Source organism: Enterobacter cloacae complex sp. FDA-CDC-AR_0132 (assembly GCF_003010695.1).
Taxonomy (GTDB): Bacteria; Pseudomonadota; Gammaproteobacteria; order Enterobacterales; family Enterobacteriaceae; genus Enterobacter; species Enterobacter ludwigii.
On sequence record NZ_CP027618.1, the window covers coordinates 614,618 to 637,880 of the forward strand.

At 56.6% G+C, this 23,263-nt stretch carries 26 protein-coding genes; 10 read left to right on the plus strand and 16 right to left on the minus strand.

The features are described 5' to 3' along the window. The first annotated feature begins 1 nt into the window (after position 1). The 5 genes from hypB (at position 2) to flhA (ending at position 5,396) form a co-directional block, all read left to right on the plus strand. Positions 2-865, plus strand: coding sequence for a hydrogenase nickel incorporation protein HypB (hypB, locus tag AM379_RS02930; protein WP_106503442.1), 864 nt, complete (start codon positions 2-4; stop codon positions 863-865). Next, positions 856-1,128, plus strand: a complete 273-nt coding sequence (locus tag AM379_RS02935) for a HypC/HybG/HupF family hydrogenase formation chaperone (protein WP_014171373.1) — start codon at positions 856-858, stop codon at positions 1,126-1,128. The genes hypB and AM379_RS02935 overlap by 10 nt, the downstream gene beginning before the upstream one ends. Positions 1,129-1,131: 3 nt before the next feature. Next, a complete protein-coding gene (gene hypD / locus AM379_RS02940; RefSeq protein WP_020883829.1) occupies positions 1,132-2,253 on the plus strand; it encodes a hydrogenase formation protein HypD in 1,122 nt (373 codons plus the stop codon). Continuing rightward, on the plus strand, positions 2,250-3,260 hold the full coding sequence (hypE, locus tag AM379_RS02945; RefSeq protein WP_044865615.1) for a hydrogenase expression/formation protein HypE: 1,011 nt from the start codon (positions 2,250-2,252) through the stop codon (positions 3,258-3,260). The genes hypD and hypE overlap by 4 nt, the downstream gene beginning before the upstream one ends. 63 nt (positions 3,261-3,323) lie before the next feature. Further along, positions 3,324-5,396 (plus strand): formate hydrogenlyase transcriptional activator FlhA, encoded by a 2,073-nt coding sequence (gene flhA, locus AM379_RS02950; protein ID WP_106503443.1) that lies wholly within the window; start codon positions 3,324-3,326, stop codon positions 5,394-5,396. A gap of 66 nt (positions 5,397-5,462) precedes the next feature. On the opposite strand, the gene AM379_RS02955 is transcribed toward flhA, so the two are convergent. Continuing rightward, entirely contained in the window at positions 5,463-5,807 is a 345-nt protein-coding gene (locus AM379_RS02955; RefSeq protein ID WP_068794966.1) for a nitrous oxide-stimulated promoter family protein, read from the minus strand. Positions 5,808-5,981: 174 nt separating this feature from the next. Between AM379_RS02955 and AM379_RS02960 the strand changes: the two genes are divergently transcribed. Further along, entirely contained in the window at positions 5,982-6,212 is a 231-nt protein-coding gene (locus AM379_RS02960; RefSeq protein ID WP_020883826.1) for a SymE family type I addiction module toxin, read from the plus strand. Positions 6,213-6,325: 113 nt separating this feature from the next. Beyond that, complete coding sequence (mutS, locus tag AM379_RS02965) at positions 6,326-8,887, plus strand: DNA mismatch repair protein MutS (protein ID WP_032678859.1); 2,562 nt, start codon at positions 6,326-6,328, stop codon at positions 8,885-8,887. Positions 8,888-8,984: 97 nt separating this feature from the next. Here the strand turns inward: mutS and AM379_RS02970 are convergent, their stop codons facing one another. The 3 genes from AM379_RS02970 to AM379_RS02980 are packed head-to-tail and all read right to left on the minus strand — an operon-like array spanning position 8,985 to position 11,251. Continuing rightward, a complete protein-coding gene (locus AM379_RS02970) occupies positions 8,985-9,221 on the minus strand; it encodes a non-oxidative hydroxyarylic acid decarboxylases subunit D (protein WP_014171381.1) in 237 nt (78 codons plus the stop codon). Between the two features lie 10 nt (positions 9,222-9,231). Beyond that, a complete protein-coding gene (locus AM379_RS02975) occupies positions 9,232-10,659 on the minus strand; it encodes a non-oxidative hydroxyarylic acid decarboxylases subunit C (RefSeq protein WP_025203369.1) in 1,428 nt (475 codons plus the stop codon). Then, positions 10,649-11,251 carry a non-oxidative hydroxyarylic acid decarboxylases subunit B gene (locus AM379_RS02980; RefSeq protein ID WP_106503444.1) on the minus strand — a complete coding sequence of 201 codons (603 nt, stop codon included), beginning with the start codon at positions 11,249-11,251 and terminating at the stop codon, positions 10,649-10,651. The genes AM379_RS02975 and AM379_RS02980 overlap by 11 nt, the downstream gene beginning before the upstream one ends. Positions 11,252-11,422: 171 nt before the next feature. On the opposite strand from AM379_RS02980, the gene AM379_RS02985 reads away from it, so the two are divergent. After that, positions 11,423-11,830 (plus strand): MarR family winged helix-turn-helix transcriptional regulator, encoded by a 408-nt coding sequence (locus AM379_RS02985; RefSeq protein ID WP_025203368.1) that lies wholly within the window; start codon positions 11,423-11,425, stop codon positions 11,828-11,830. On the opposite strand, the gene AM379_RS02990 is transcribed toward AM379_RS02985, so the two are convergent. Beyond that, positions 11,827-12,714 (minus strand): LysR family transcriptional regulator, encoded by an 888-nt coding sequence (locus tag AM379_RS02990; protein WP_032678860.1) that lies wholly within the window; start codon positions 12,712-12,714, stop codon positions 11,827-11,829. The genes AM379_RS02985 and AM379_RS02990 overlap by 4 nt on opposite strands. 107 nt (positions 12,715-12,821) lie before the next feature. On the opposite strand from AM379_RS02990, the gene AM379_RS02995 reads away from it, so the two are divergent. Both AM379_RS02995 and AM379_RS03000 read left to right on the plus strand, forming a co-directional pair. After that, a complete protein-coding gene (locus AM379_RS02995; RefSeq protein WP_106503445.1) occupies positions 12,822-14,030 on the plus strand; it encodes an MFS transporter in 1,209 nt (402 codons plus the stop codon). Beyond that, positions 14,027-14,404, plus strand: a complete 378-nt coding sequence (locus AM379_RS03000; protein ID WP_014171387.1) for a DUF4440 domain-containing protein — start codon at positions 14,027-14,029, stop codon at positions 14,402-14,404. The genes AM379_RS02995 and AM379_RS03000 overlap by 4 nt, the downstream gene beginning before the upstream one ends. Positions 14,405-14,456: 52 nt before the next feature. On the opposite strand, the gene rpoS is transcribed toward AM379_RS03000, so the two are convergent. The 11 genes from rpoS to cysN all read right to left on the minus strand — a co-directional run bounded on the left by rpoS (position 14,457) and on the right by cysN (position 23,259). Further along, positions 14,457-15,449, minus strand: a complete 993-nt coding sequence (rpoS, locus tag AM379_RS03005) for an RNA polymerase sigma factor RpoS (protein WP_013098493.1) — start codon at positions 15,447-15,449, stop codon at positions 14,457-14,459. A gap of 59 nt (positions 15,450-15,508) precedes the next feature. Continuing rightward, positions 15,509-16,633, minus strand: coding sequence for a murein hydrolase activator NlpD (gene nlpD, locus AM379_RS03010; RefSeq protein ID WP_020883821.1), 1,125 nt, complete (start codon positions 16,631-16,633; stop codon positions 15,509-15,511). A 116-nt stretch (positions 16,634-16,749) separates the two neighbouring features. After that, positions 16,750-17,376, minus strand: a complete 627-nt coding sequence (locus tag AM379_RS03015; protein ID WP_020883820.1) for a protein-L-isoaspartate(D-aspartate) O-methyltransferase — start codon at positions 17,374-17,376, stop codon at positions 16,750-16,752. Further along, the gene (gene surE / locus AM379_RS03020) at positions 17,370-18,131 is read right to left on the minus strand and encodes a 5'/3'-nucleotidase SurE (RefSeq protein ID WP_020883819.1); all 762 of its coding nucleotides are present in this window, start codon (positions 18,129-18,131) and stop codon (positions 17,370-17,372) included. The genes AM379_RS03015 and surE overlap by 7 nt, the downstream gene beginning before the upstream one ends. Beyond that, the gene (gene truD, locus AM379_RS03025) at positions 18,112-19,161 is read right to left on the minus strand and encodes a tRNA pseudouridine(13) synthase TruD (protein ID WP_106503446.1); all 1,050 of its coding nucleotides are present in this window, start codon (positions 19,159-19,161) and stop codon (positions 18,112-18,114) included. Before truD ends, surE begins: the two co-directional genes overlap by 20 nt. After that, positions 19,158-19,637 (minus strand): 2-C-methyl-D-erythritol 2,4-cyclodiphosphate synthase, encoded by a 480-nt coding sequence (ispF, locus tag AM379_RS03030; protein WP_106503447.1) that lies wholly within the window; start codon positions 19,635-19,637, stop codon positions 19,158-19,160. Before ispF ends, truD begins: the two co-directional genes overlap by 4 nt. After that, a complete protein-coding gene (ispD, locus tag AM379_RS03035) occupies positions 19,637-20,347 on the minus strand; it encodes a 2-C-methyl-D-erythritol 4-phosphate cytidylyltransferase (protein ID WP_032680391.1) in 711 nt (236 codons plus the stop codon). The genes ispF and ispD overlap by 1 nt, the downstream gene beginning before the upstream one ends. A 19-nt stretch (positions 20,348-20,366) precedes the next feature. Continuing rightward, positions 20,367-20,678 (minus strand): cell division protein FtsB, encoded by a 312-nt coding sequence (ftsB, locus tag AM379_RS03040; protein ID WP_008499609.1) that lies wholly within the window; start codon positions 20,676-20,678, stop codon positions 20,367-20,369. A gap of 166 nt (positions 20,679-20,844) precedes the next feature. Further along, positions 20,845-21,171 (minus strand): DUF3561 family protein, encoded by a 327-nt coding sequence (locus tag AM379_RS03045; RefSeq protein WP_014171396.1) that lies wholly within the window; start codon positions 21,169-21,171, stop codon positions 20,845-20,847. Positions 21,172-21,229: 58 nt separating this feature from the next. Continuing rightward, positions 21,230-21,835 (minus strand): adenylyl-sulfate kinase, encoded by a 606-nt coding sequence (cysC, locus tag AM379_RS03050; RefSeq protein ID WP_106503448.1) that lies wholly within the window; start codon positions 21,833-21,835, stop codon positions 21,230-21,232. Beyond that, positions 21,835-23,259 (minus strand): sulfate adenylyltransferase subunit CysN, encoded by a 1,425-nt coding sequence (gene cysN, locus AM379_RS03055; protein WP_014171398.1) that lies wholly within the window; start codon positions 23,257-23,259, stop codon positions 21,835-21,837. The genes cysC and cysN overlap by 1 nt, the downstream gene beginning before the upstream one ends. Positions 23,260-23,263: the final 4 nt, after the last annotated feature.

Below are 23,263 nucleotides of genomic sequence, written 5' to 3' on the forward strand. Positions count from 1 at the left end.
TATGTGTAGTACCTGCGGTTGCGCTGAAGGCAACCTGTATATAGAAGGGGATGAACACCGTCCTCACGCCGCGTTTCGCTCCGCACCCTTTTCACCTGCCCCTCGTCCTGCAGCGGCATTAACCGGTATCACCTTCGCCCCCCAACACTCCGCTGCGGGCGACCTGCATTACGGGCATGGCGTCGCCGGTACCCACGCGCCGGGGATCAGCCAGCGTCAGATGCTGGAGGTGGAAATCAACGTTCTGGATAAAAACAACCAGATTGCAGCACGCAACCGCGCCCGCTTTGCCACGCGTAAACAGCTGGTCCTGAACCTGGTCTCCAGCCCCGGCTCCGGCAAAACCACGCTGCTGACACAAACGCTCTACCGCCTGAACGGACGCATCTCCTGTGCGGTGATCGAAGGCGATCAGCAGACGGTGAACGACGCCGCGCGTATACGCGAAACCGGCACGCCCGCCATTCAGGTTAATACGGGTAAAGGCTGCCATCTGGATGCACAAATGATTGCCGACGCCACGCCTCGCTTGCCGCTGGCGGACAACGGCATCCTGTTTATTGAGAACGTGGGCAACCTGGTCTGTCCGGCCAGCTTCGATCTCGGTGAGCGACATAAGGTCGCGGTGCTCTCGGTGACCGAAGGTGAAGACAAGCCGCTTAAATATCCGCATATGTTTGCCGCCGCTTCGCTGATGTTGCTGAACAAAGTTGACCTGCTGCCGTACCTGAATTTCGACGTGGATAAATGCATGGCCTATGCCCGTGAAGTGAACCCGGATATTGACATCATGCTGGTGTCCGCCACCCGCGGCGACGGGATGGACGCCTGGCTGAACTGGCTGGAGAGCGAACGATGTGCATAGGCGTCCCCGGACAAATTCACGCCATTGACGGGAATCAGGCCCGCGTTGAGGTGTGTGGCATATTGCGTGACGTCGACCTGACGCTTGTCGGCAGCACCGACGAAACCGGCGCCTCACGCCTTGGTCAGTGGGTGCTGGTGCACGTGGGGTTTGCCATGAGCATCATCAACGAAGCGGAGGCCCGCGACACGCTTGATGCCCTTCAGAATATGTTCGACGTGGAGCCGGACGTCGGGGCATTGCTGTACGGCGAGGAGCGGTAAACCATGCGCTACGTTGATGAATATCGCGCGCCTGAGCAGGTGATGCAGCTGATTGAACATCTGAAAACACGGGCGGCACGGCTGAGCTATACCGCCGAAAAGCCGCTGCGTATTATGGAAGTCTGCGGCGGGCACACGCATGCCATCTTTAAATTTGGCCTCGACCAGCTTCTGCCGGAAAACATCGAGTTTATCCATGGCCCCGGCTGCCCGGTGTGCGTCCTGCCGATGGGACGCATCGACGCCTGCCTTGAGATAGCCCACCAGCCTGACGTGATTTTCTGTACCTTTGGCGATGCGATGCGCGTGCCGGGCAAAAACGGCTCGCTGCTGCAGGCAAAAGCCCGGGGCGCGGATATCAGGATCGTGTACTCGCCGATGGATGCCCTGACGCTGGCCACCCATAACCCCGGCCGCAAAGTCGTCTTTTTCGGGCTTGGTTTTGAAACCACCATGCCCGCCACGGCCATCACGCTGCAGCAGGCCAAAGCCCGCAACATTGATAACTTTTTCTTTTTTTGCCAGCACATTACGCTCATCCCGACGTTACGCAGCCTGCTTGAAGAGCCGGACAACGGAATTGACGCTTTTCTGGCGCCGGGCCATGTCAGCATGGTTATCGGTACGGCGGCCTACGGCTTTATCGCTGAACAATTCGAACGGCCTTTAGTGGTGGCTGGTTTCGAACCTCTTGATCTACTGCAAGGCGTGACCATGCTGGTTGAGCAGAAAATAGCAGCCCAGAGTGCAGTAGAAAATCAGTACCGCCGTGTCGTCCCCGACAGTGGAAATGTGGTGGCCCAGCAGGCGATAGCCGAGGTATTTAGCGTCGAGGGCGACAGCGAATGGCGTGGTCTGGGGCTGATTGCAGAGTCCGGCGTGCGCCTGACGCCAGCCTACCGGTCGTTTGACGCCGAAGCCCACTTCCGCCCGCAGCCGCAACAGGTGTGTGACGACCCGCGGGCCCGCTGTGGCGAAGTGCTCACCGGTAAATGCAAACCCCATCACTGCCCGTTATTTGGCAACACCTGTAACCCGCAAACGGCTTTTGGCGCGCTGATGGTCTCTTCCGAAGGGGCGTGTGCCGCGTGGTATCAGTATCGCAATCAGGAGTCTGAAGCATGAATACGGTTGAAATGGCACACGGCAGCGGCGGCCTGGCGATGCAGCAGCTGATTAACCGTCTGTTTATGGACGCGTTTGATAACCCCTGGCTGGCGGAGCAGGAGGATCAGGCCCGCATTGACCTCTCCACCCTGACCGCGCAGGGCGACAGGCTGGCCTTTTCCACCGACAGCTACGTGATTGACCCGCTGTTCTTCCCGGGCGGCGATATCGGCAAGCTCGCGGTCTGCGGCACGGCAAACGACGTGGCCGTCAGCGGCGCTGTTCCGCGCTTTCTCTCCTGCGGCTTTATCCTTGAAGAGGGGCTGCCGATGGAGACGCTCTCTGCGGTCGTCAGCAGCATGGCGCACACGGCACGCGAGGCGGGTATCGCCATCGTCACCGGCGACACCAAAGTGGTCCAGCGTGGCGCAGCCGACAAACTGTTCATCAATACCGCCGGCATGGGGGCGATCCCTGCCGACATTCACTGGGGCGCGCAGCAGCTTGCCGTCGGCGACGTGCTGATCGTCAGCGGATCGCTGGGCTGCCACGGGGCGACGATCCTGAACCTGCGTGAAGGCCTGGGGCTGGACGGAGAATTACGCAGTGATTGCGCGGTACTGACCCCGCTTATCCAGACCCTGCGTTCCCTTCCAGGCGTGAAAGCCCTGCGTGATGCGACCCGCGGCGGGGTTAACGCCGTGGTACATGAGTTCGCGGCGCGCTGCGGTCTGGGTATCGAACTCACTGAACGCGCGCTGCCCGTTAAGCCTGCCGTTCGCGGCTTGTGCGAACTCCTCGGGCTCGACCCGCTAAACTTTGCAAATGAAGGCAAGCTGGTCATTGGCGTGGAGCGCGCGGCGGCCGAATCCGTACTTGAACAGCTGCGGGCACATCCTTTCGGGAAAGAGGCCGCGCTGATTGGTGAAGTGGTTGAGCGCAAAGGGGTGCGCCTGACCGGGTTGTATGGCGTCAAGCGGACGCTGGATCTGCCGCACGCGGAACCTTTACCCCGCATTTGCTAGAACCGCGCCAAAAGCGGTCAGCACTGACTTTCTCTTTTTTGCCAGTTTCTATTGGAAAGCAATATGCCGTATACACCGATGAGCGATCTTGGACAGCAGGGCCTGTTTGACATTACGCGCACACTTTTACAGCAGCCCGATCTTGGCGCGCTGAGCGATGCCCTCACGCGGCTGGTCAGGCAATCAGCGCTGGCAGACAGCGCCGCAATTGTGCTCTGGCATAGCGCAAGCCATCGCGCGAGCTACTATTCAACGCGCGACAATGGCAAAGCGTTTGAGTACGAGGATGAAACCTACCTCGCTCATGGTCCTGTCCGGCGTATTCTTTCCCGCCCGGAGGTGCTGCACTGCAATTTTGAGGAATTCCGCGAAGCATGGCCGATGCTGGCGCAGAGTCAGTTATACCCGCCTTTCGGCCACTACAGCCTGCTGCCACTGGCGGTGGAAGGGCATATCTTCGGCGGCTGCGAGTTTATTCGTCACACCGACCAGCCGTGGAGCGAGGCGGAATACGAGCGTCTGCACACCTTCACCCAGATTGTGGCCGTGGTCGCAGAGCAAATTCAAAGCCGCGTCACCAATAATGTGGATTACGACCTGCTGAGCCGCGAACGTGACAATTTCCGGATCCTGGTGGCCATCACCAACGCGGTGCTTTCGCGCCTCGATATGGATGAGCTGGTCAGCGAAGTCTCAAAAGAGATCCACCACTATTTCAAAATCGACGCCATCAGTATTGCGCTCCGGGGGCACCGGAAAGGCAAGCTGAACATCTACTCCACCCACTATCTTGATGAGGCAAACCCCGCCCACGAACAGAGTGAAGTGGATGAGGCGGGCACGCTCTCTGAGCGGGTATTTAAAAGCAAAGAGATCCTGCTGCTCAACCTCAACGAGCAGGATGCGCTCGCGCCTTATGAGCGGATGCTGTTTAACACCTGGGGGAATAAAATCCAGACGCTGTGCCTGCTGCCGCTGATGTCCGGCAATACTATGCTTGGTGTCCTGAAGCTGGCGCAGTGTGAAGAGGGCGTCTTTACCACCGCCAACCTGAAACTGTTGCGCCAGATTGCCGAGCGTATCTCCATCGCACTGGATAACGCGCTGGCCTATCAGGAGATCCACCGTCTGAAAGAACGGCTGGTGGATGAAAACCTGGCGCTGACGGAACAGCTCAATAACGTGGACAGCGAGTTTGGCGAAATCATCGGCCGCAGCGATGCCATGTACAGCGTGCTGAAACAGGTGGAGATGGTGGCGCAAAGTGACAGTACGGTGCTGATCCTCGGTGAAACCGGCACCGGTAAAGAGCTGATTGCCCGTGCGATCCACAACCTCAGCAACCGTAACAGCCGCCGCATGGTGAAGATGAACTGCGCCGCTATGCCCGCAGGCCTGCTGGAAAGTGATCTCTTTGGCCACGAACGCGGCGCGTTTACCGGTGCCAGCAGCCAGCGCCTGGGCCGTTTCGAGCTGGCGGACAAAAGCTCGTTGTTCCTTGATGAAGTGGGCGACATGCCTCTGGAGCTGCAGCCCAAACTGCTTCGCGTCCTGCAAGAGCAGGAGTTTGAACGTCTTGGCAGTAACAAACTTATCCAGACTGACGTGCGGCTCATTGCCGCCACCAACCGCGACCTGAAAAAAATGGTCGCCGACCGCGAGTTTCGAAGCGACCTCTATTATCGCCTGAACGTCTTCCCAATCTGCCTGCCGCCCCTGCGTGAACGGCCGGAAGATATCCCTCTGCTGGTCAAAGCGTTTACCGCCAAAATAGCCCGCCGGATGGGCCGCAACATCGACAGTATCCCCGCCGAGACGCTACGTACCCTCTCCTCGATGGAGTGGCCGGGTAACGTCCGTGAACTGGAAAACGTCATTGAGCGCGCGGTATTGCTGACGCGCGGTAACGTACTGCAACTCTCCCTGCCCGAAGTTTCCCTGCCCGAAACCCCGGTTACAGCCACCGACGTGGCGCAGGAAGGTGAAGACGAATATCAGCTGATCATGCGCGTGCTGAAAGAGACTAACGGTGTCGTGGCCGGACCGAAAGGTGCCGCCCAGCGACTGGGGCTAAAACGCACCACGCTGCTCTCGCGCATGAAACGTCTCGGGATTGATAAAGAGAGCCTGATGTAGCGTCATTATGGCTGAGATCCCGCATGCAGGCGTTGGGATACGGTTGTCAGCGAAGCGCCTGAACGGTTACTTTTTCGGGCGATACTTTTCCGGTAATTCCGGTACCGGGCGACGGTCATCCATCAGGTGGCGTACCGTCAGAATGGGATGACGCCATAACATGCGTGGGCCAGCCCAGCGCATCACCTGCTTCATCTCTTCGCGCCTGGCAGGCTGATAGCAGTGAACGGGGCACTGTTTACAGGCGGGTTTTTCCTCACCAAAAACGCATTTATCCAGGCGCTTATTGGCATACGCTTTCAGCGCCTGATAATGCCCCTCTTCCTGCGAAGCCTGGGGACACTGTGTTTCATACAGCGCGATCATTTTCGCGATCGTCGCTTTCTCACGTGTAATGCGTTTTCCGGACATAACGGCTCACCAGATAATAAAGTGCATTTATAATACGCCTTTCAGATACTGATTTCAGGTGTTGCATTCTGTTTTCTGAAGGCTGATTCCAGTATTAAGCCCACACCTGCAGTAAATCACTGGTATTTTATACAGCATCAGGAATGACCCTTGTCCACGTTGTCCGGAGGCCGTATGCACGAGATCGCTATCACCAAATCCTATCGTCATTTGAAAGTGGGGTATTTCAGAAAGCGTCATGAAGACCGTAACACCAAGATACCCAAACGCTACAGCGTGCATGCGGCGCTGAGCTTAAAGGGCGACTGGCTTGAAAAAGCGGGGTTTACCACCCATTCGCAGGTCAGAGTGGGGGTTGAGCATGGAAAAATTGTCATTGAGTTAGTGCAGGAAGGCACCTCGTAAAGCCGCGACATTTTTCTGCGCCGTACCTTTTTTTCATGCGACAATAGAAGGAACTAACGGCCACTGAGCCGCCCAAAGCGTATTATTTTCAAAGAAATGGACATCATAACTCCATGAGCACAATCGACAATTTCGACGCACATACGCCGATGATGCAGCAGTACCTGAAGCTGAAAGCACAGCATCCGGAAATCTTGCTGTTCTACCGTATGGGCGATTTTTACGAGCTATTTTATGACGATGCCAGACGTGCGTCGCAGCTGCTCGACATCTCGCTGACCCGGCGTGGCGCATCTGCAGGCGAGCCCATTCCCATGGCCGGTATTCCGCATCACGCGGTAGAAAACTACCTTGCGAAACTGGTGAATCAGGGTGAGTCAGTCGCCATCTGCGAACAGATCGGCGATCCGGCAACCTCAAAAGGGCCGGTTGAGCGCAAAGTCGTGCGCATCGTCACGCCTGGTACGATCAGCGACGAAGCCCTGCTGCAGGAGCGCCAGGATAACCTGCTGGCGGCACTGTGGCAGGACGGCAAAGGTTTCGGTTATGCGACGCTGGATATCAGCTCCGGACGTTTTCGTCTGAGCGAACCGGCAGATCGTGAAACGATGGCGGCTGAATTGCAGCGCACGAACCCGGCAGAACTGCTCTATGCCGAAGATTTTACCGAGATGGCGCTGATTGAAGGCCGCCGCGGTCTGCGCCGTCGTCCGCTGTGGGAGTTCGAAATTGATACCGCGCGCCAGCAGTTGAATCTGCAGTTTGGCACCCGCGATCTGATTGGCTTTGGTGTGGAAAACGCCCCGCGCGGACTGTGTGCCGCGGGTTGCCTGCTGCAGTACGTCAAAGATACCCAGCGCACCACCCTGCCGCATATCCGCTCGATCACGATGGAGCGTCAGCAGGACAGCATCATTATGGATGCCGCGACGCGTCGAAATCTGGAGATCACCCAGAATCTGGCCGGAGGCGTGGAAAACACCCTCGCTTCCGTCCTCGACAGCACGGTGACGCCGATGGGCAGCCGTATGTTAAAACGCTGGCTGCATATGCCCATTCGCGATACCGACACGCTTACCTGTCGTCAGCAGACGATTGCCGCGTTGCAGGATCGCTACAGTGAACTGCAGCCCGTGCTGCGTCAGGTCGGCGATCTGGAACGTATTCTTGCGCGTCTGGCACTGCGTACGGCACGTCCGCGCGACCTCGCCCGCATGCGTCATGCCTTCCAGCAGTTGCCGGAATTGCGCAGCCTGCTCGCCGATGTGGATAGCGCGCCGGTGCAGAAACTGCGTGAAACCATGGGTGAATTTAGCGAGCTGCGCGAGCTGCTCGAACGCGCCATTATTGACGCCCCTCCGGTTCTGGTGCGTGACGGCGGCGTAATTGCCCCGGGGTACAACGAAGAGCTGGATGAATGGCGTGCGCTGGCCGACGGTGCCACGGACTACCTGGATAAGCTGGAAATTCGCGAGCGCGAACGCCTTGGGCTCGATACCCTCAAAGTGGGCTATAACGCGGTTCACGGTTACTACATTCAGATCAGCCGTGGACAAAGCCATCTGGCCCCCATCCACTACGTGCGCCGCCAGACGCTGAAAAACGCTGAGCGTTACATTATCCCTGAACTGAAAGAGTACGAGGACAAAGTTCTCACCTCGAAAGGCAAGGCGCTGGCGCTGGAGAAACAGCTGTATGAAGAGCTGTTCGACATGCTGATGCCGCACCTTGCAGACCTGCAGTCAAGCGCCAGCGCACTGGCAGAGCTGGACGTGCTGGTCAACCTGGCAGAACGCGCTGAAACGCTGAACTACACCTGCCCGACCTTTACCGATAAACCCGGTATTCGCATCACCGAAGGCCGTCATCCGGTTGTGGAACGGGTGCTGAACGAGCCGTTCATCGCCAACCCGCTAAGCCTGTCGCCGCAGAGAAGAATGCTGATCATTACCGGTCCAAACATGGGCGGTAAAAGTACCTATATGCGCCAGACGGCGCTTATCGCTCTGCTCGCCTATATCGGCAGCTACGTTCCTGCGCAAAAAGTGGAGATTGGCCCTATCGACCGTATATTTACCCGTGTCGGGGCAGCGGACGATCTGGCCAGCGGCCGCTCAACCTTTATGGTGGAGATGACCGAAACCGCCAATATTCTGCATAACGCGACCGAATACAGCCTGGTATTGATGGATGAAGTCGGGCGCGGAACATCAACCTATGATGGTCTGTCACTGGCATGGGCCTGCGCTGAAAACCTTGCCAATAAGATCAAGGCAATGACGCTGTTCGCAACCCACTATTTCGAGCTGACACAGTTGCCAGAAAAGATGGAAGGCGTGGCAAACGTCCACCTCGATGCGCTGGAACATGGCGATACCATCGCCTTTATGCACACCGTACAGGATGGTGCCGCGAGCAAGAGTTATGGCCTGGCCGTGGCCGCGCTGGCGGGGGTTCCAAAAGAGGTGATCAAACGTGCGCGCCAGAAATTGCGTGAGCTGGAGAGCCTGTCACCGAATGCCGCGGCCACGCAGATTGATGGTACGCAAATGTCGTTGCTAGCCCCGGCAGAAGAGACGTCACCGGCCGTTGAGGCGCTGGAAAATCTCGATCCGGACTCGCTCACGCCGCGTCAGGCGCTGGAGTGGATTTATCGCCTGAAAAGCCTGGTGTAGTCTGCACCCGGTGGCGCAATGCTTACCGGGTCTGCCGGGAAGTAGCGGTATCTGAAACACACAGGCCGGGTAAGGCGAAACCGCCACCCGGCTTTTTTTAGCGCTTATCGTCGGCCAGTAACGGCGGGATCGTCGGCACCTGTGGTGCGTCATCGATATCCTTCTGCGTCATGCGAAACGCTTGCGGATAATGATCGCGGTGGGTCCGGCGTAGCGGCTCCGTGTCACGCCAGGTATACAGACAATGCTGGCACTGATAGACAGTCCAGACCCCTTTCACCGGTGATGTTGCCATCACCTCAATATGCTCATCAGCACAACGTGGACATATCATCTTTTCCTCCTTATTGGCGTGCAGCCAGCATCGCGGTCAGTTTTTCAGCCCAGGCTTTGGTTTCAGGTAAATCCTGTACCGGCTGGCTGAAGTGGCCCCGGTTGTCGGGTGCAACAGGCGTGGTGGCATCAATAATCAGTTTGTCGGTAATGCCTGCCGGGCTGGAGCCCGGGTCCAGTTCAAGCACCGACATATTCGACAACTGCACCAGATCGCCCGCCGGGTTCACCTTCGAGGACAGCGCCCACATCACCTGCGGCAGGTTGAACGGGTCAACGTCTTCATCCACCATAATCACCATCTTCACGTAGCCCAGGCCGTGCGGCGTGGTCATAGCACGTAAGCCGACTGCGCGGGCAAAGCCACCGTAGCGTTTTTTGGTGGAGATAATCGCCAGCAAACCGTGGGTATACATGGCATTGACCGCCTGCACTTCCGGAAATTCTGCTTTCAGCTGCTGGTAGAGCGGTACACAGGTAGCCGGGCCCATCAGGTAGTCAATTTCGGTCCACGGCATGCCGAGGTAGAGGGATTCAAAAATGGGTTTTGTGCGGTAAGACACTTTATCAATACGCACCACCGTCATGTTACGGCCACCAGAGTAGTGCCCGGTAAACTCACCAAAGGGTCCTTCGATTTCGCGCTTGCGGCCTTCAATCACCCCTTCCAGAATGACTTCAGATCCCCACGGTACATCAAAGCCGGTCAGCGGTGCCGTCGCAATGGGATAGGGGCTTTCGCGCAGCGCACCGGCCATCTCATACTCAGATTGATCGTATTTCAGCGGCGTCGCGCCCATAAGTGTAATAATCGGATCATTGCCAAGCGTAATCGCGACCGGCAGATCTTCACCGCGCTCTTCCGCTTTATGCAAATGCAGGGCGATATCGTGCATCGGAACCGGTTGCAGACCCAGCTTGCGTTTTCCCTTCACTTCCATACGATAGATACCGACGTTCTGCTTGCCGAAGTTATCCGCATCAAGCGGATCGCGCGAAACGACGCACGCTTTGTCGAGGTAAAAACCGCCGTCACCGTCGTTCAGACGGAACAGCGGCAGGATGTCGAAAAGGTTAATGTCTTCACCCTCCACCGTATTTTGAGCCCAGGCGGGATCTGCACGGCGCTCTGGCGTGACGGGGAATTTATCCCAGCGGCGAATAAACTCATCAATCTGTTTTTTGACGGGGGTGTTCGCGGGCAGTCCCATAGAAATGGCGTGATTCTGCCATGAACCAATGGTGTTCATTACCACCCGGGCATCGGTAAACCCGCGAATATTATCGAACCACAGCGCCGGTGCGCCGTCACCAATACGGCCTGTGGCATTGGCTGCCGCGGCCAGGTCCGGTTCTGCATTCACCTCTTCTTCAATTTTCAGCAGTTGCCCTTGCTCATCGAGCGCCTGCAGGAAGCTTCTCAAATCATCAAATGCCATCTTTATTCTCCTGTGAAAAATGTTTTGCTTCCCGCAACCCGTTCCAGCGGCGCGCTTTTTTGTGCTCCAGACCAAACTGGTCGAGCACGCGGGTCACAATGTGATGGGTGATATCGTCGGCGGTCTGCGGGTGGTTGTAATACGCGGGCATCGGCGGCACCATTGCCACGCCCATACGGGACAGTGTGAGCATATTCTCGAGATGAATGGTGCTGAGCGGGGTTTCACGAGGAACCAGCACCAGTTTGCGCCCCTCTTTCAGCACCACATCTGCCGCACGGCCCACCAGTCCTTCGGCGTAGCCTACGCGAATGCCTGCCAGGGTTTTCATACTGCAGGGAATGATGATCATGCCGTCGGTGCGAAACGAGCCGGATGAGATAGTGGCAGCCTGATCGGCCGGGCTGTGGACAACATCGGCCAGCGCAGCCACATCCTGTGCGGTGTAGGGTGTCTCCAGCTCAATGGTGGTTTTTGCCCATTTCGACATGACCAGATGGGTCTCCACCTCCGGCATGTTACGTAATGCCTGCAGCAACGCTACGCCCAGCGGCGCTCCCGTTGCGCCCGTCATTCCAACTATCAATCTCATTCAGCACCTCAATTAATTCGTTCGCATACGAACATATTAAATACGTTACTCCCGGATCCTGTTTCTGACAATATTGTTCGTACACGATCACATTAATTGCTAAAAATTGCCGCGTTAAAATCCTGGGCAAGAGCGGCTATCATAGGGAGAGAATTTTTCGTCGGAGTGTTCATGGAACTGAGACAAGAGGCGTTTCACCTGTTACGCCAGCTTTTTCAACAGCATACTGCCCGTTGGCAACATGCATTGCCGGAACTGACCAAACCGCAGTACGCGGTATTGCGATCCATTGCCGAAAACCCGGGGATTGAGCAAGTTGCTCTGACAGAAGTGGCGGTCAGCACAAAGGCGACGCTCGCGGAGATGCTGAGCCGCATGGAGGCGCGTGGACTGGTAAAACGCGAGCACGATCCGGCGGACAAGCGTCGTCGTTTCGTCTTCCTGACGCCGGAAGGTGAAGCGCTGCTTGCCAGCTGTAAACCGATCGGCAATGACGTGGACGAGGCGTTTTTAGGGCGGCTGAGCAACGACGAGCGGGCGCAATTCTCCGCACTCGTCAAAAAAATGATGCGCGACTAGTTAACCCGGGTGCGCATAAAGTCGATAAAGGTGCGCACTTTCGCAGGCACATGCGGGGCATCGGGATAAACCGCATAGATGCCCTGCCGCGCAAAGGTATATTCCGGTAAAACCGACACCAGCTTGCCGTCATCAAGCGCATGGCGCACCAGCCACTCCGGCAACAGCGCCACGCCACATCCCGCGAGCGCAAAGGCCATCAGCGCCTGAGCACTGTCCGCAAACAAACGCGGTGCTTTTTTAATTTCCAGCGTGGCGGGCTCACCGCAGGCATCGTTCACCTGCCAGCGCAGCGGCGAGGCTAAGCGCTCATGAATAATCCAGTCAGCTTTCGCCAGCTGTTCAAGCGATTCTACAGGATGGTTACGCAGCCAGCCGGGCGTCGCTACGGGGAAAATAGTGAACTGCGTTATCAGTGCCGCGTGGTAGCGTGAATCGGCAAGGGTTCCCAGCCGGATGGCGACATCGAAGCGCTCTGAAATCAAATCGGCATGCAGTGAAGACGAAACGTGACGCACGCGAAGGTCCGGGTGTTGCTGGCTAAACTCAGCCAGTAACGGGACCACAACCTGCGAGCCGTACTCCGGTGTGGTGGTGATCCGCAACTCCCCCGTGAGACCTGCGTGGTTTGCACGGACGTCGTCCTTCAGGCGTTCCGCGTCCTTTAAAAGCGCGACGCTCCGTTGATGGAAAAGCCTCCCTGCCTCGGTTAACGTCAGTCGGCGGGTGGAACGCAGCAACAGGGTGACACCCAGTTCATCTTCCAGCTGGCGGATATTGAAGCTGACCACCGCTTTTGTCAGCCCCATTGCCTCTGCTGCGGCGGTGAAACTGCCGGTATCTGCGACGGCGACAAACATCGCGGTACGCTGCAAATTAATCATGGTCAGCCCTATTACTGTCAAAAATTTTTTGACAGTATATCGCGCTTTATAACGTTTATCCGTACCTCCCTGCCCGATACGATACGCCCCTCACTGGAGGTGCCGCCATGTCGTATCGCAGCAAAGTCGCCGTTGTCTATCTGCTGGGCTTTTTTCTTGATTTAATTAATATGTTTATCGCCAGCGTCGCTTTCCCGGCAATGGCTCAGGCGTTCAACACCACGCCCTCATCGCTTGCCTGGGTCAGTAACGGCTATATTGCCGGTCTGACACTCGTCATCCCCTTCAGCACCCTGCTGACGTGCAGGCTCGGGCCGAAGCATGTCATTCTGCTTTCGCTTTTTCTCTTTAGCGCCGCCTCCGTTGCGGCAGGTTTGTCGTCCTCACTTGAGAGCCTGATTGCCTGGCGAGTGCTGCAGGGCATGGGAGGGGGTTTACTGATCCCGGTCGGACAGGCGCTGACCTGGCAACAGTTTAAACCCCATGAGCGTGCCAGGCTCTCCTCAGCGGTCATGCTGGTTGCATTGCTTGCGCCTGCATGCTCACCCGCCGTGGGGGGAGTGCTGGTTCAGGCACTCAGCTGGCGATGGATATTTTTTGCCACAACGCCTGTCACCGCCGTGACGTTTTTCCTGGCCTGCGTGTGGCTTAAGAATGAGAGGCCCCCCGTGAAAGCGAGCAGGCTGTTAAACCTGCCCCTGCTGGCCGACCCGCTGCTGCGTTTTTCCATGCTTGTCTATTTGTGCGTACCCGGCATGTTTATTGGGGTGAACGTCACGGGGATGTATTATCTTCAGAGCGAGGCGCACATGACACCTGCCGCAACGGGGATGCTGATGCTGCCATGGTCTCTGGCCTCGTTTATGGCGATCACCGCGACCGGACGTTATTTTAACCGCGTGGGTCCCCGGCCTCTCATTGTCGTGGGTTGCCTGTTACAGGCGCTGGGCGTTTTACTGCTGCTTAACGTCAGCCCGACTACCACAGTGTTGTTGCCTGGCGCCGCGTTTACGTTAATGGGCGCGGGCGGCAGTCTTTGCAGCAGTACGGCGCAAAGCAGCGCATTTTTAACGACGGCGCGCGACGATATGCCTGACGCCAGCGCGCTATGGAATCTTAATCGTCAGATCAGTTTTTTTACCGGGGCATTCCTGCTCTCGCAGGTGCTGAACCTGACACTGGCGTTTTTCACGCCGCTCGCCGCATGGCACGGGATGTTTAGTGTTGCTGCGGCCATCACATTACTGCCCGTCGTGTACGTCTTTCGTCTTAACAACACGCAGGTGCTTTCAGAGGTGCAACAGGAGAAACCATGACCCATTTCGAACAGGACATTATCGACGTTCACGTTATGCTGGAGAACTGGTTGGGTAAGGGCGAAGGGGATGTTGACGCCCTGCTTGCCCACTTTCAGCCGGATTTTATGATGCTCACCCCAGGTGGCGTCCATTTTGACTATAACGCGCTTGTCGGTTTCCTGGACCTTCAGCGCGGCAGCCGTCCTGGTCTGGAGATTGTTCTTGATGAGATAACGACGCTACAGACGTGGGCCAACGGCGCAGTGCTTCACTACCGGGAAACGCAAACTCGCCCGGATCAGCCCGTCAATGTACGCTGGTCAACCGCCGTGCTCAATCAGAAGGATGGCAAGATAACGTGGCGTTTGCTGCACGAAACGGCACAACCGTAACGCAAAAGAAAAAGGCCCGTCTCACGACGGGCCTTTTTTGATGAAAGATTGCTTATTCGCGGAACAGCGCTTCGATATTCAGACCTTGTCCCTGCAGGATTTCACGCAGGCGACGCAGACCTTCAACCTGAATCTGACGAACACGTTCACGGGTCAGGCCAATTTCGCGGCCGACGTCTTCCAGTGTTGCAGCTTCATACCCCAGTAAACCGAAACGACGTGCCAGCACTTCACGCTGTTTGGCGTTCAGTTCGAACAGCCATTTGACGATGCTCTGTTTCATGTCATCGTCCTGCGTGGTGTCTTCCGGACCGTTGTCTTTTTCATCGGCCAGGATGTCCAGCAGCGCTTTTTCGGAGTCGCCACCCAACGGGGTGTCAACGGAGGTAATGCGCTCGTTGAGACGCAGCATACGGCTTACGTCATCAACCGGTTTATCAAGTTGTTCGGCGATCTCTTCCGCGCTTGGCTCGTGGTCCAGTTTATGGGACAACTCGCGCGCAGTACGCAGATAGACGTTCAACTCTTTGACGATGTGAATCGGCAGGCGAATCGTACGGGTTTGGTTCATAATCGCCCGTTCGATGGTCTGACGAATCCACCAGGTCGCGTAGGTTGAGAAACGGAACCCGCGTTCCGGGTCAAACTTCTCAACTGCGCGGATGAGACCTAAGTTGCCCTCTTCAATCAGATCCAGCAGAGCCAGACCTCGATTGCCGTAACGACGGGCAATTTTCACGACCAGACGCAAGTTACTTTCAATCATGCGACGGCGCGAGGCAACATCACCACGCAAAGCACGACGTGCGAAATAGACTTCTTCTTCGGCCGTTAACAGTGGGGAGTAACCAATCTCCCCAAGGTAAAGCTGAGTCGCGTCCAGTACACGCTGTGTGGCGCCCTGCGATAACAGCTCTTCTTCAGCCAAATCGTTATCACTGGGTTCCTCTTCTACTAAGGCTTTTTCATCAAAAGCCTCTGCTCCGTTCTCATCAAATTCCGCATCTTCATTTAAATCATGAACTTTCAGCGTATTCTGACTCATAAGGTGGCTCCTACCCGTGATCCCTGAACGAGACACCCTGGCTGGCATGCCCCGTCAACTTATCGCTGCGGCAAATACTGCAGCGGGTTTACGGATTTCCCCTTGTAACGAATTTCAAAATGCAAGCGTGTAGAACTGGTGCCGGTGCTACCCATGGTAGCGATTTTTTGCCCCGCCTTAACTTCTTGTTGTTCCCGGACCAGCATTGTGTCGTTATGGGCGTAGGCACTCAGGTAATCATCGTTATGTTTGATGATAATAAGATTACCGTAACCGCGCAGAGCGTTACCGGCATATACCACACGACCGTCTGCGGTCGCGATAATAGCCTGTCCCTTATTCCCTGCGATATCGATCCCTTTATTTCCTCCCTCGGAGGAAGAGAAGTTTTCGATAACCTTGCCGTCAGTTGGCCAGCGCCATGCAGAAATTGGCGAACTGGAGGTCATACTGCTGGCAGTCGGTTCAGTAGAGCTAACCACAGGTGCCGTAGTCGGTGCTGTGACAACAGTCGCAGTCCCTTTATTATTCGGCAACATTTTGTTAGCAGTCTGATCACCTGAATCCTCAGAATACGTAATTACCGGTTGTGAAGCAACCACCGTGGTGGATTTTTGTGCAGGCTTAACGCTGTTATTTTGCGCAGTGACATCGGCCGCTGAAACGGTGTTGCCAGGCGTGAGCGGCGTACCCGTCGCATTGCCCACCTGGAGCGTCTGGCCGACTTCCAGACCATACGGGGCCTGGACGTTATTACGCTGCGCCAGGTCACGGAAATCGTTCCCGGTGATCCACGCAATATAGAACAGCGTGTCGCCTCGTTTTACGGTATAGGTGCTCCCACCGGTATAGCTACCTTTCGGAATGTTCCCATACTGGCGGTTATACACTATGCGGCCATTTTGAGTCTGCACAGGGTGTTCCACTGGCTGAACCTGTGTTGGCTGCGTAACAGGAGGCTGCATTGGCTGAATGGGCGGATTTTGTTGTGCCGCAGCAGTGCCCATTTTAGGCGGAGGCGTGATCAACATTCCGCTGGACGTGTTACCCGAGCTGCTGGATCCCCCCACGGAACTGACGGGCGCAGGTGCATTATTAGAACTTGTACAGCCTGCCAGCCAGAGCGAAACCAGTGATAATGCCGCAACACGGCTGATGGTGAATTTAGGGCTTCCCGCGCTCATTTATCCCCCAGGAATGTGTTAACTACCAGTGACTTAAAATTTACCGTGATGACACGAATCTTTCGCGCCACACCATACGCTGAATTTGCCTTAATAACCCTGGATAATTCTGAGTCTCAGGCCAATTCCCCCTTTACCAGAGGAACAAAGCGCACGGCTTCCACGGTATCGATAATAAACTCGCCGCCACGCCGACGAACGCGCTTCAGGAGCTGTTGCTCGTCCCCGACAGGCAGAACAAGAATGCCGCCTTCATCCAGCTGCGATAACAGAGCAGCGGGAATTTCAGGTGGAGCAGCCGTCACGATGATCGCGTCAAACGGGGCGCGTGCCTGCCAACCCTGCCATCCATCACCGTGTCGTGTCGAAACGTTATGTAAATCAAGTTGTTTCAGGCGACGACGCGCCTGCCACTGCAAACCTTTAATACGCTCAACGGAGCAAACATGGTGCACCAGATGCGCCAGGATCGCGGTTTGGTACCCCGACCCGGTGCCAATTTCCAGCACGCGCGAATGGGGCGTGAGCTCCAGCAGCTCCGTCATACGCGCCACCATGTAAGGCTGTGAAATCGTCTGACCCTGCCCGATAGGCAGCGCCACGTTTTCCCACGCTTTGTGTTCAAACGCCTCGTCTACAAATTTCTCACGCGGCACCTGGGCGAGCGCGTCGAGCACATGCTCGTCGCGGATCCCCTGAGCGCGTAGCTGTTCCAGAAGAGTTTGTACACGTTTGCTTACCATTGCGCGTTCACTCCTGCGCGATCCAGCCAACCCGACACCACATCATGCGCACTATACGCGGTTAAATCTACATGCAGCGGCGTAACCGAGACATATCCTTCATCAACGGCGGCAAAGTCGGTATCCGGTCCGGCGTCACACTTGTCGCCAGGAGGACCAATCCAGTAAAGCGTATTGCCACGCGGATCCTGCTGCGGGATCACCTGGTCAGCCGGGTGTCGGCTTCCGCAACGCGTTACGCGAATGCCTTTGATTTCACTCAGCGGCAGATCCGGCACGTTAATATTGAGGATGCGCCCGGTACGCAGCGGCTCGCGATTGAGCGCCCGCAGGAGAGAACAGGTCACCGCTGCCGCCGTGTCGTAGTGCGTGTGGCCGTTTAACGAAACGGCCAGTGCAGGGAACCCCAGATGGCGCCCTTCCATGGCGGCGGCCACGGTTCCGGAGTAAATCACATCGTCGCCAAGATTGGGCCCGGCGTTAATACCGGAGACGACGATGTCCGGGCGCGGGCGCATCAGCGCGTTCACGCCCAGAAAAACGCAGTCGGTCGGCGTGCCCATCTGGACGGCGATATCACCATTTTCAAAGGTAAAGGTGCGAAGCGACGACTCCAGCGTCAGAGAGTTAGACGCTCCACTGCGGTTACGATCGGGTGCCACGACCTGCACTTCCGCAAATTCGCGAAGGTGTTTCGCCAGGGTCTGTATACCCGGCGCATGGATCCCGTCATCGTTACTCAGCAATATTCGCATAATCACCCGACGTGTTGATAAGTTCCCTGACAACACTGGTGGCAAAGCTACCTGCCGGCAGCCAGAAGCGTAACTCGACGGTTACGTCGTCCCACCAGTTCCAGCTCAACTGTTGCGGATAGAGCAGCATCGCACGGCGTGCCGCCTCGACTTTTTCCCGCACCAGCAGTGTTTGTAATGCCTGCATATCAGCGACGGCAGACTGCTCAGCAGCCAGCGCATCGCCCTGCGTACCCCAGTCGCCCGTGCCGGGCAAAGCTGCGGTAATCATCAGCGTTTGAGTATCCACGCGCGACTGCACATCGGCCATTTCTTCAGCCGTTGCCACAAACCAGCTCCCGCGTCCCGCTAATTGTAGCGCATCGCCGACAACAACTTGATTCGCGTCCGGTTTTTTCAGCCGTTCGCTCACAATCTGATTAAACAACGCACTGCGGGCCGCCGACAACCAAAAACTGCGTTTATTCCTGTCGCGGACCGGGGCATCGCTTTGCGCCCAGCGCAGTGCGCCGAGCAGGTTGCTGCCGCCGATACCAAAGCGCTGTGTGCCAAAATAGTTTGGTACGCCGCACGCGTTGATAGCGTTCAGGCGTTTTTCCACATCGTCACGGTCCGAAATCTCACGCAGTACCAGCGTAAAATGGTTGCCCTTCAACGCGCCCAGACGCAGTTTGCGCTTATGGCGCGCGTATTCCAGTACCTTACAGCCCTCAAGCTCAAATTTGCTTAAATCAGGCATCGTATTACCCGGCACGCGCGCGCAGAGCCACTGTTCGGTGACGGCGTGTTTATCTTTCTGCCCGGCAAAGCTCACTTCGCGGGCATGAATTTTGAGGAATTTTGCCAGCGCATCGGCCACAAAACGGGTATTGCAGCCATTTTTCAGAATGCGTACCAGGATATGTTCGCCTTCGCCATCCGGTGCGAATCCCAGGTCTTCCACCACAACAAAATCTTCAGGGCTGGCTTTCAGCAGCCCGTTCCCCTGCGGTTTACCGTGCAGCCAGGTCAGGTTGTCGAAGTCCGTCATTGGCTTGCCTTCACCAGCAGCGCCACGGCCTCACAGGCAATCCCTTCACCACGACCGGTAAAGCCCAGTTTCTCTGTCGTCGTCGCTTTGACGTTAACATCATCCATGTGGCAACCGAGATCTTCTGCAATGAACACGCGCATTTGCGGGATATGCGGCAGCATTTTGGGGGCTTGAGCGATGATCGTCACATCCACGTTGCCGAGGGCGTAGCCTTTCGCCTGAATACGACGCCAGGCTTCACGCAGCAGCGCACGGCTGTCCGCACCTTTGAAGGCCGGGTCAGTGTCCGGGAACAGTTTACCGATATCGCCCAGTGCCGCAGCACCCAGCAATGCATCGGTCAGGGCATGTAATGCTACGTCGCCATCAGAATGCGCAAGCAGCCCTTTTTCATAAGGAATGCGTACGCCGCCAATGATAATTGGGCCTTCTCCGCCAAAGGCGTGTACATCAAAACCGTGTCCAATTCGCATTATGCCTTCTCCTGATGGGTCGAACGGGTAAGATAAAATTCCGCGAGCTGTAAATCTTCCGGACGCGTCACTTTTATATTATCAGCGCGTCCTTCAACCAGCTCAGGATGGAAACCGCAATACTCCAGCGCCGAGGCTTCGTCCGTGATGGTCGCACCTTCTTTAAGCGCACGCATTAAGCAGTCGTGGAGTAATTCTCGGGGGAAAAATTGGGGGGTCAGCGCGTGCCATAAATCGACGCGCTCAACGGTGTGCGCGATAGCCTGCTTGCCCGGCTCAGCGCGCTTCATGGTGTCGCGTACCGGGGCGGCAAGAATACCACCTACCCGGCTGGTTTCGCTAAGCGCCAGCAGGCGCGCAAGGTCATCCTGATGCAGGCACGGACGGGCAGCGTCATGGACCAGAACCCATGGTGCCTCACCGGCGGCCTGAATGCCCGCCAGCACGGAATCGGCACGCTCGGCGCCGCCGTCAACAACGGTAATCTGCGGATGATTTGCCAGCGGTAACTGCGCGAAACGCGCATCACCCGGGCTGATAGCGATAATCACGCGCGTCACCCGCGGATGCGCCAGCAGCGCCGCCACGGAGTGTTCGAGGATCGTTTTATCGCCAATAGAGAGGTATTGCTTGGGACATTCTGTCTGCATGCGCCGGCCAAAACCCGCAGCCGGCACCACGGCGCATACGTCCGAAAAAGTTACTGCCATGTCGTAATCCTGGGCCTGATTATCGATTGTTTTGTGCTGAGCCCTGATTGCGTTTAGACGCATCCGGAACCAGACGATAAAAAGTTTCGCCCGGCTTAGTCATACTGAGTTCATTGCGTGCGCGTTCCTCAATCGCCTCTTGCCCGCCATTGAGGTCATCAATTTCAGCAAAGAGTTGATCGTTTCGCGCCTTAAGTTTGGCGTTTGTTGCCTGCTGAGCCGCGACGTCATCGCTTACCCGGCTATAGTCGTGCAGTCCGTTTTTACCGAACCACAGCGAATATTGCAGCCAGATCAGCAAAGCCAGCAACAGCAGCGTTAGTTTACCCATCCTGCCCCCTGAAAAACGGCATCATCATCCCAAAACGCCCCCAGATCTCTTTGCCGGGGTAACAGAGATGCCGCAACATCGCGGGCAAATGTACCACATTTTTTCCGCAGAATCGCCTTGCTCAATATCGTCACACAGTTGTTTACGGTTTGAATTATGGCTGAAGTTAGCCCATGAGCCACAAAAATAACAGACCAAACATCAGAACCACCGTCACAATCGTGACCACGGTACTGTAAAGGAGTTTGCCATTAAGCAGCGAGTGCAGCGCAATACCGACGACAACCGCCACAGGCATCAGCGCCAGGAAGAAAGGCCAGGTATAGAGAAAGAAGAACAGCGTATTACCGCCGTAGATAAGAAAAGGGATGCCCAGGGCCAGCAACCACGAGACGAAGCCGACTATGGCCCCAGGAAAGGACCAGGTCGTCTCGTCGTCGGTCGCTAACGGCTCCGACCCGGTGGTAATAATGTAGTTCTCACTGTTGCGCATAGCTGATCCTGTGACCGTGACTCATCGTTCGGGAAGACAGCTCCCGAACGATACCGTCTCAGGATCTGATAATATCGTCCCGTCTGAGCAGGTCTAATAATTGGCTTACTAAATTTGTTACCAATTGTTGACCTTCCAGGTGAATTTCAGGCGATTCAGGCGCTTCGTACACTGAGTCAATGCCGGTGAAGTTTCGCAGCTCTCCCGCACGCGCTTTCTTATATAGCCCTTTGGGATCGCGCGCTTCGCAAATTTCCAGCGGCGTATCAACAAACACTTCGATAAAGCGATCCTGCCCGACGCGCTCGCGCACCATCTGGCGTTCGGCACGATGCGGTGAGATAAACGCGGTCAGTACCACTAACCCGGCATCCGCCATCAGGCTGGCCACTTCCCCCACCCTGCGAATATTCTCTTTACGATCGCCGTCGCTGAAGCCCAAATCGCTGCACAGGCCGTGGCGCACATTGTCGCCATCCAGCAGGTAGGTACTGACCCCCTGCTGGTGTAGCGCCTCTTCCAGCGCGCCCGCTACCGTGGATTTACCAGAGCCGGATAGCCCGGTAAACCACAGTACCACACCACGATGACCGTGAAGTTTCTCGCGCTGCGCGACGGTGACCGGATGAGGATGCCAGACGACGTTCTCATCATGGGCGGCCATTACTTGCCTCCCAGCAGATCGCGCGCACCCCAGTGCGGGAAGTGCTTACGCACCAGCGCATTCAGCTCCAGCTCAAAAGCGCTGAACTCAGAGGCTACCGTAGCTTGTTCATTTGGCTCACGCACCATACCGGCACCCACGGTCACGTTGGAGAGGCGATCGATAAAGATCAGCCCACCCGTTACCGGGTTCTGCTGGTAGGGATCCAGCACCAGCGGCTCGTCAAAGGTCACGTCGACCAGACCAATGCCGTTCAGCGGCAGCTCGGTGACGTCGCGCTGGGTCAGGTTATTGATGTCCACCTGGAACTGGATACCGTCCACGCGGGCACGGGTTTTCTTACCCGCGATTTTAATGTCGTAGCTCTGACCAGCGGTCAGCGGTTGTTCAGCCATCCACACCACATCAACGGAAGCCCCCTGCACCGCTGCCAGCGTCTCCTGAGCGTCCACCAGCAGATCGCCGCGGCTGATATCAATTTCATCTTTCAATACCAGCGTGACCGCTTCACCCGCACCGGCTTGCGGCAGATCGCCATCAAAGGTGACGATACGGCTGATGGTGGATTCCACACCAGACGGCAGAACTTTAACGCGCTGCCCGACCGCCACGGTGCCCGACGCGAGAGTGCCGGAGAAACCGCGGAAATCAAGGTTAGGACGGTTAACGTACTGAACCGGGAAGCGCATCGGCTGGGTGTCGACCACGCGCTGGATCTCCACGGTTTCCAGCACTTCGAGCAGCGTCGGGCCGCTATACCACGGCATGTTGGCGCTCTGGGAAGCCACGTTGTCGCCTTCCAGCGCAGAGAGCGGCACAAAGCGAATATCCAGGTTACCCGGCAGCTGTTCAGCAAACGTCAGGTAACTCTGGCGGATCTCATCAAACTTCTCTTCGCTGAAGTTCACCAGATCCATTTTGTTGACCGCCACCACCAGGTGTTTGATCCCCAGCAACGTGGAGATAAAGCTGTGGCGACGAGTCTGATCCAGTACCCCTTTACGGGCGTCAATCAGCAGGATCGCCAGTTCACAGGTAGACGCACCGGTCGCCATGTTACGGGTGTACTGCTCGTGCCCCGGGGTGTCGGCAATAATAAATTTGCGCTTCTCGGTGGAGAAATAGCGATACGCCACATCAATGGTGATGCCCTGCTCGCGCTCGGCCTGCAGGCCGTCCACCAGCAGCGCCAGGTCGAGTTTCTCGCCCTGGGTACCATGACGTTTACTGTCATTGTGCAGGGAAGAGAGCTGATCTTCGTAAATCTGTCGCGTATCGTGCAGCAGACGGCCGATCAGCGTGCTTTTCCCGTCATCGACGCTGCCGCAGGTCAGAAAGCGCAGCAGGCTTTTGTGTTGTTGCGCGTGCAGATAAGCTTCTACGCCGCCTTCATTGGCAATTTGTTGAGCAATGGTCGTGTTCATGGCG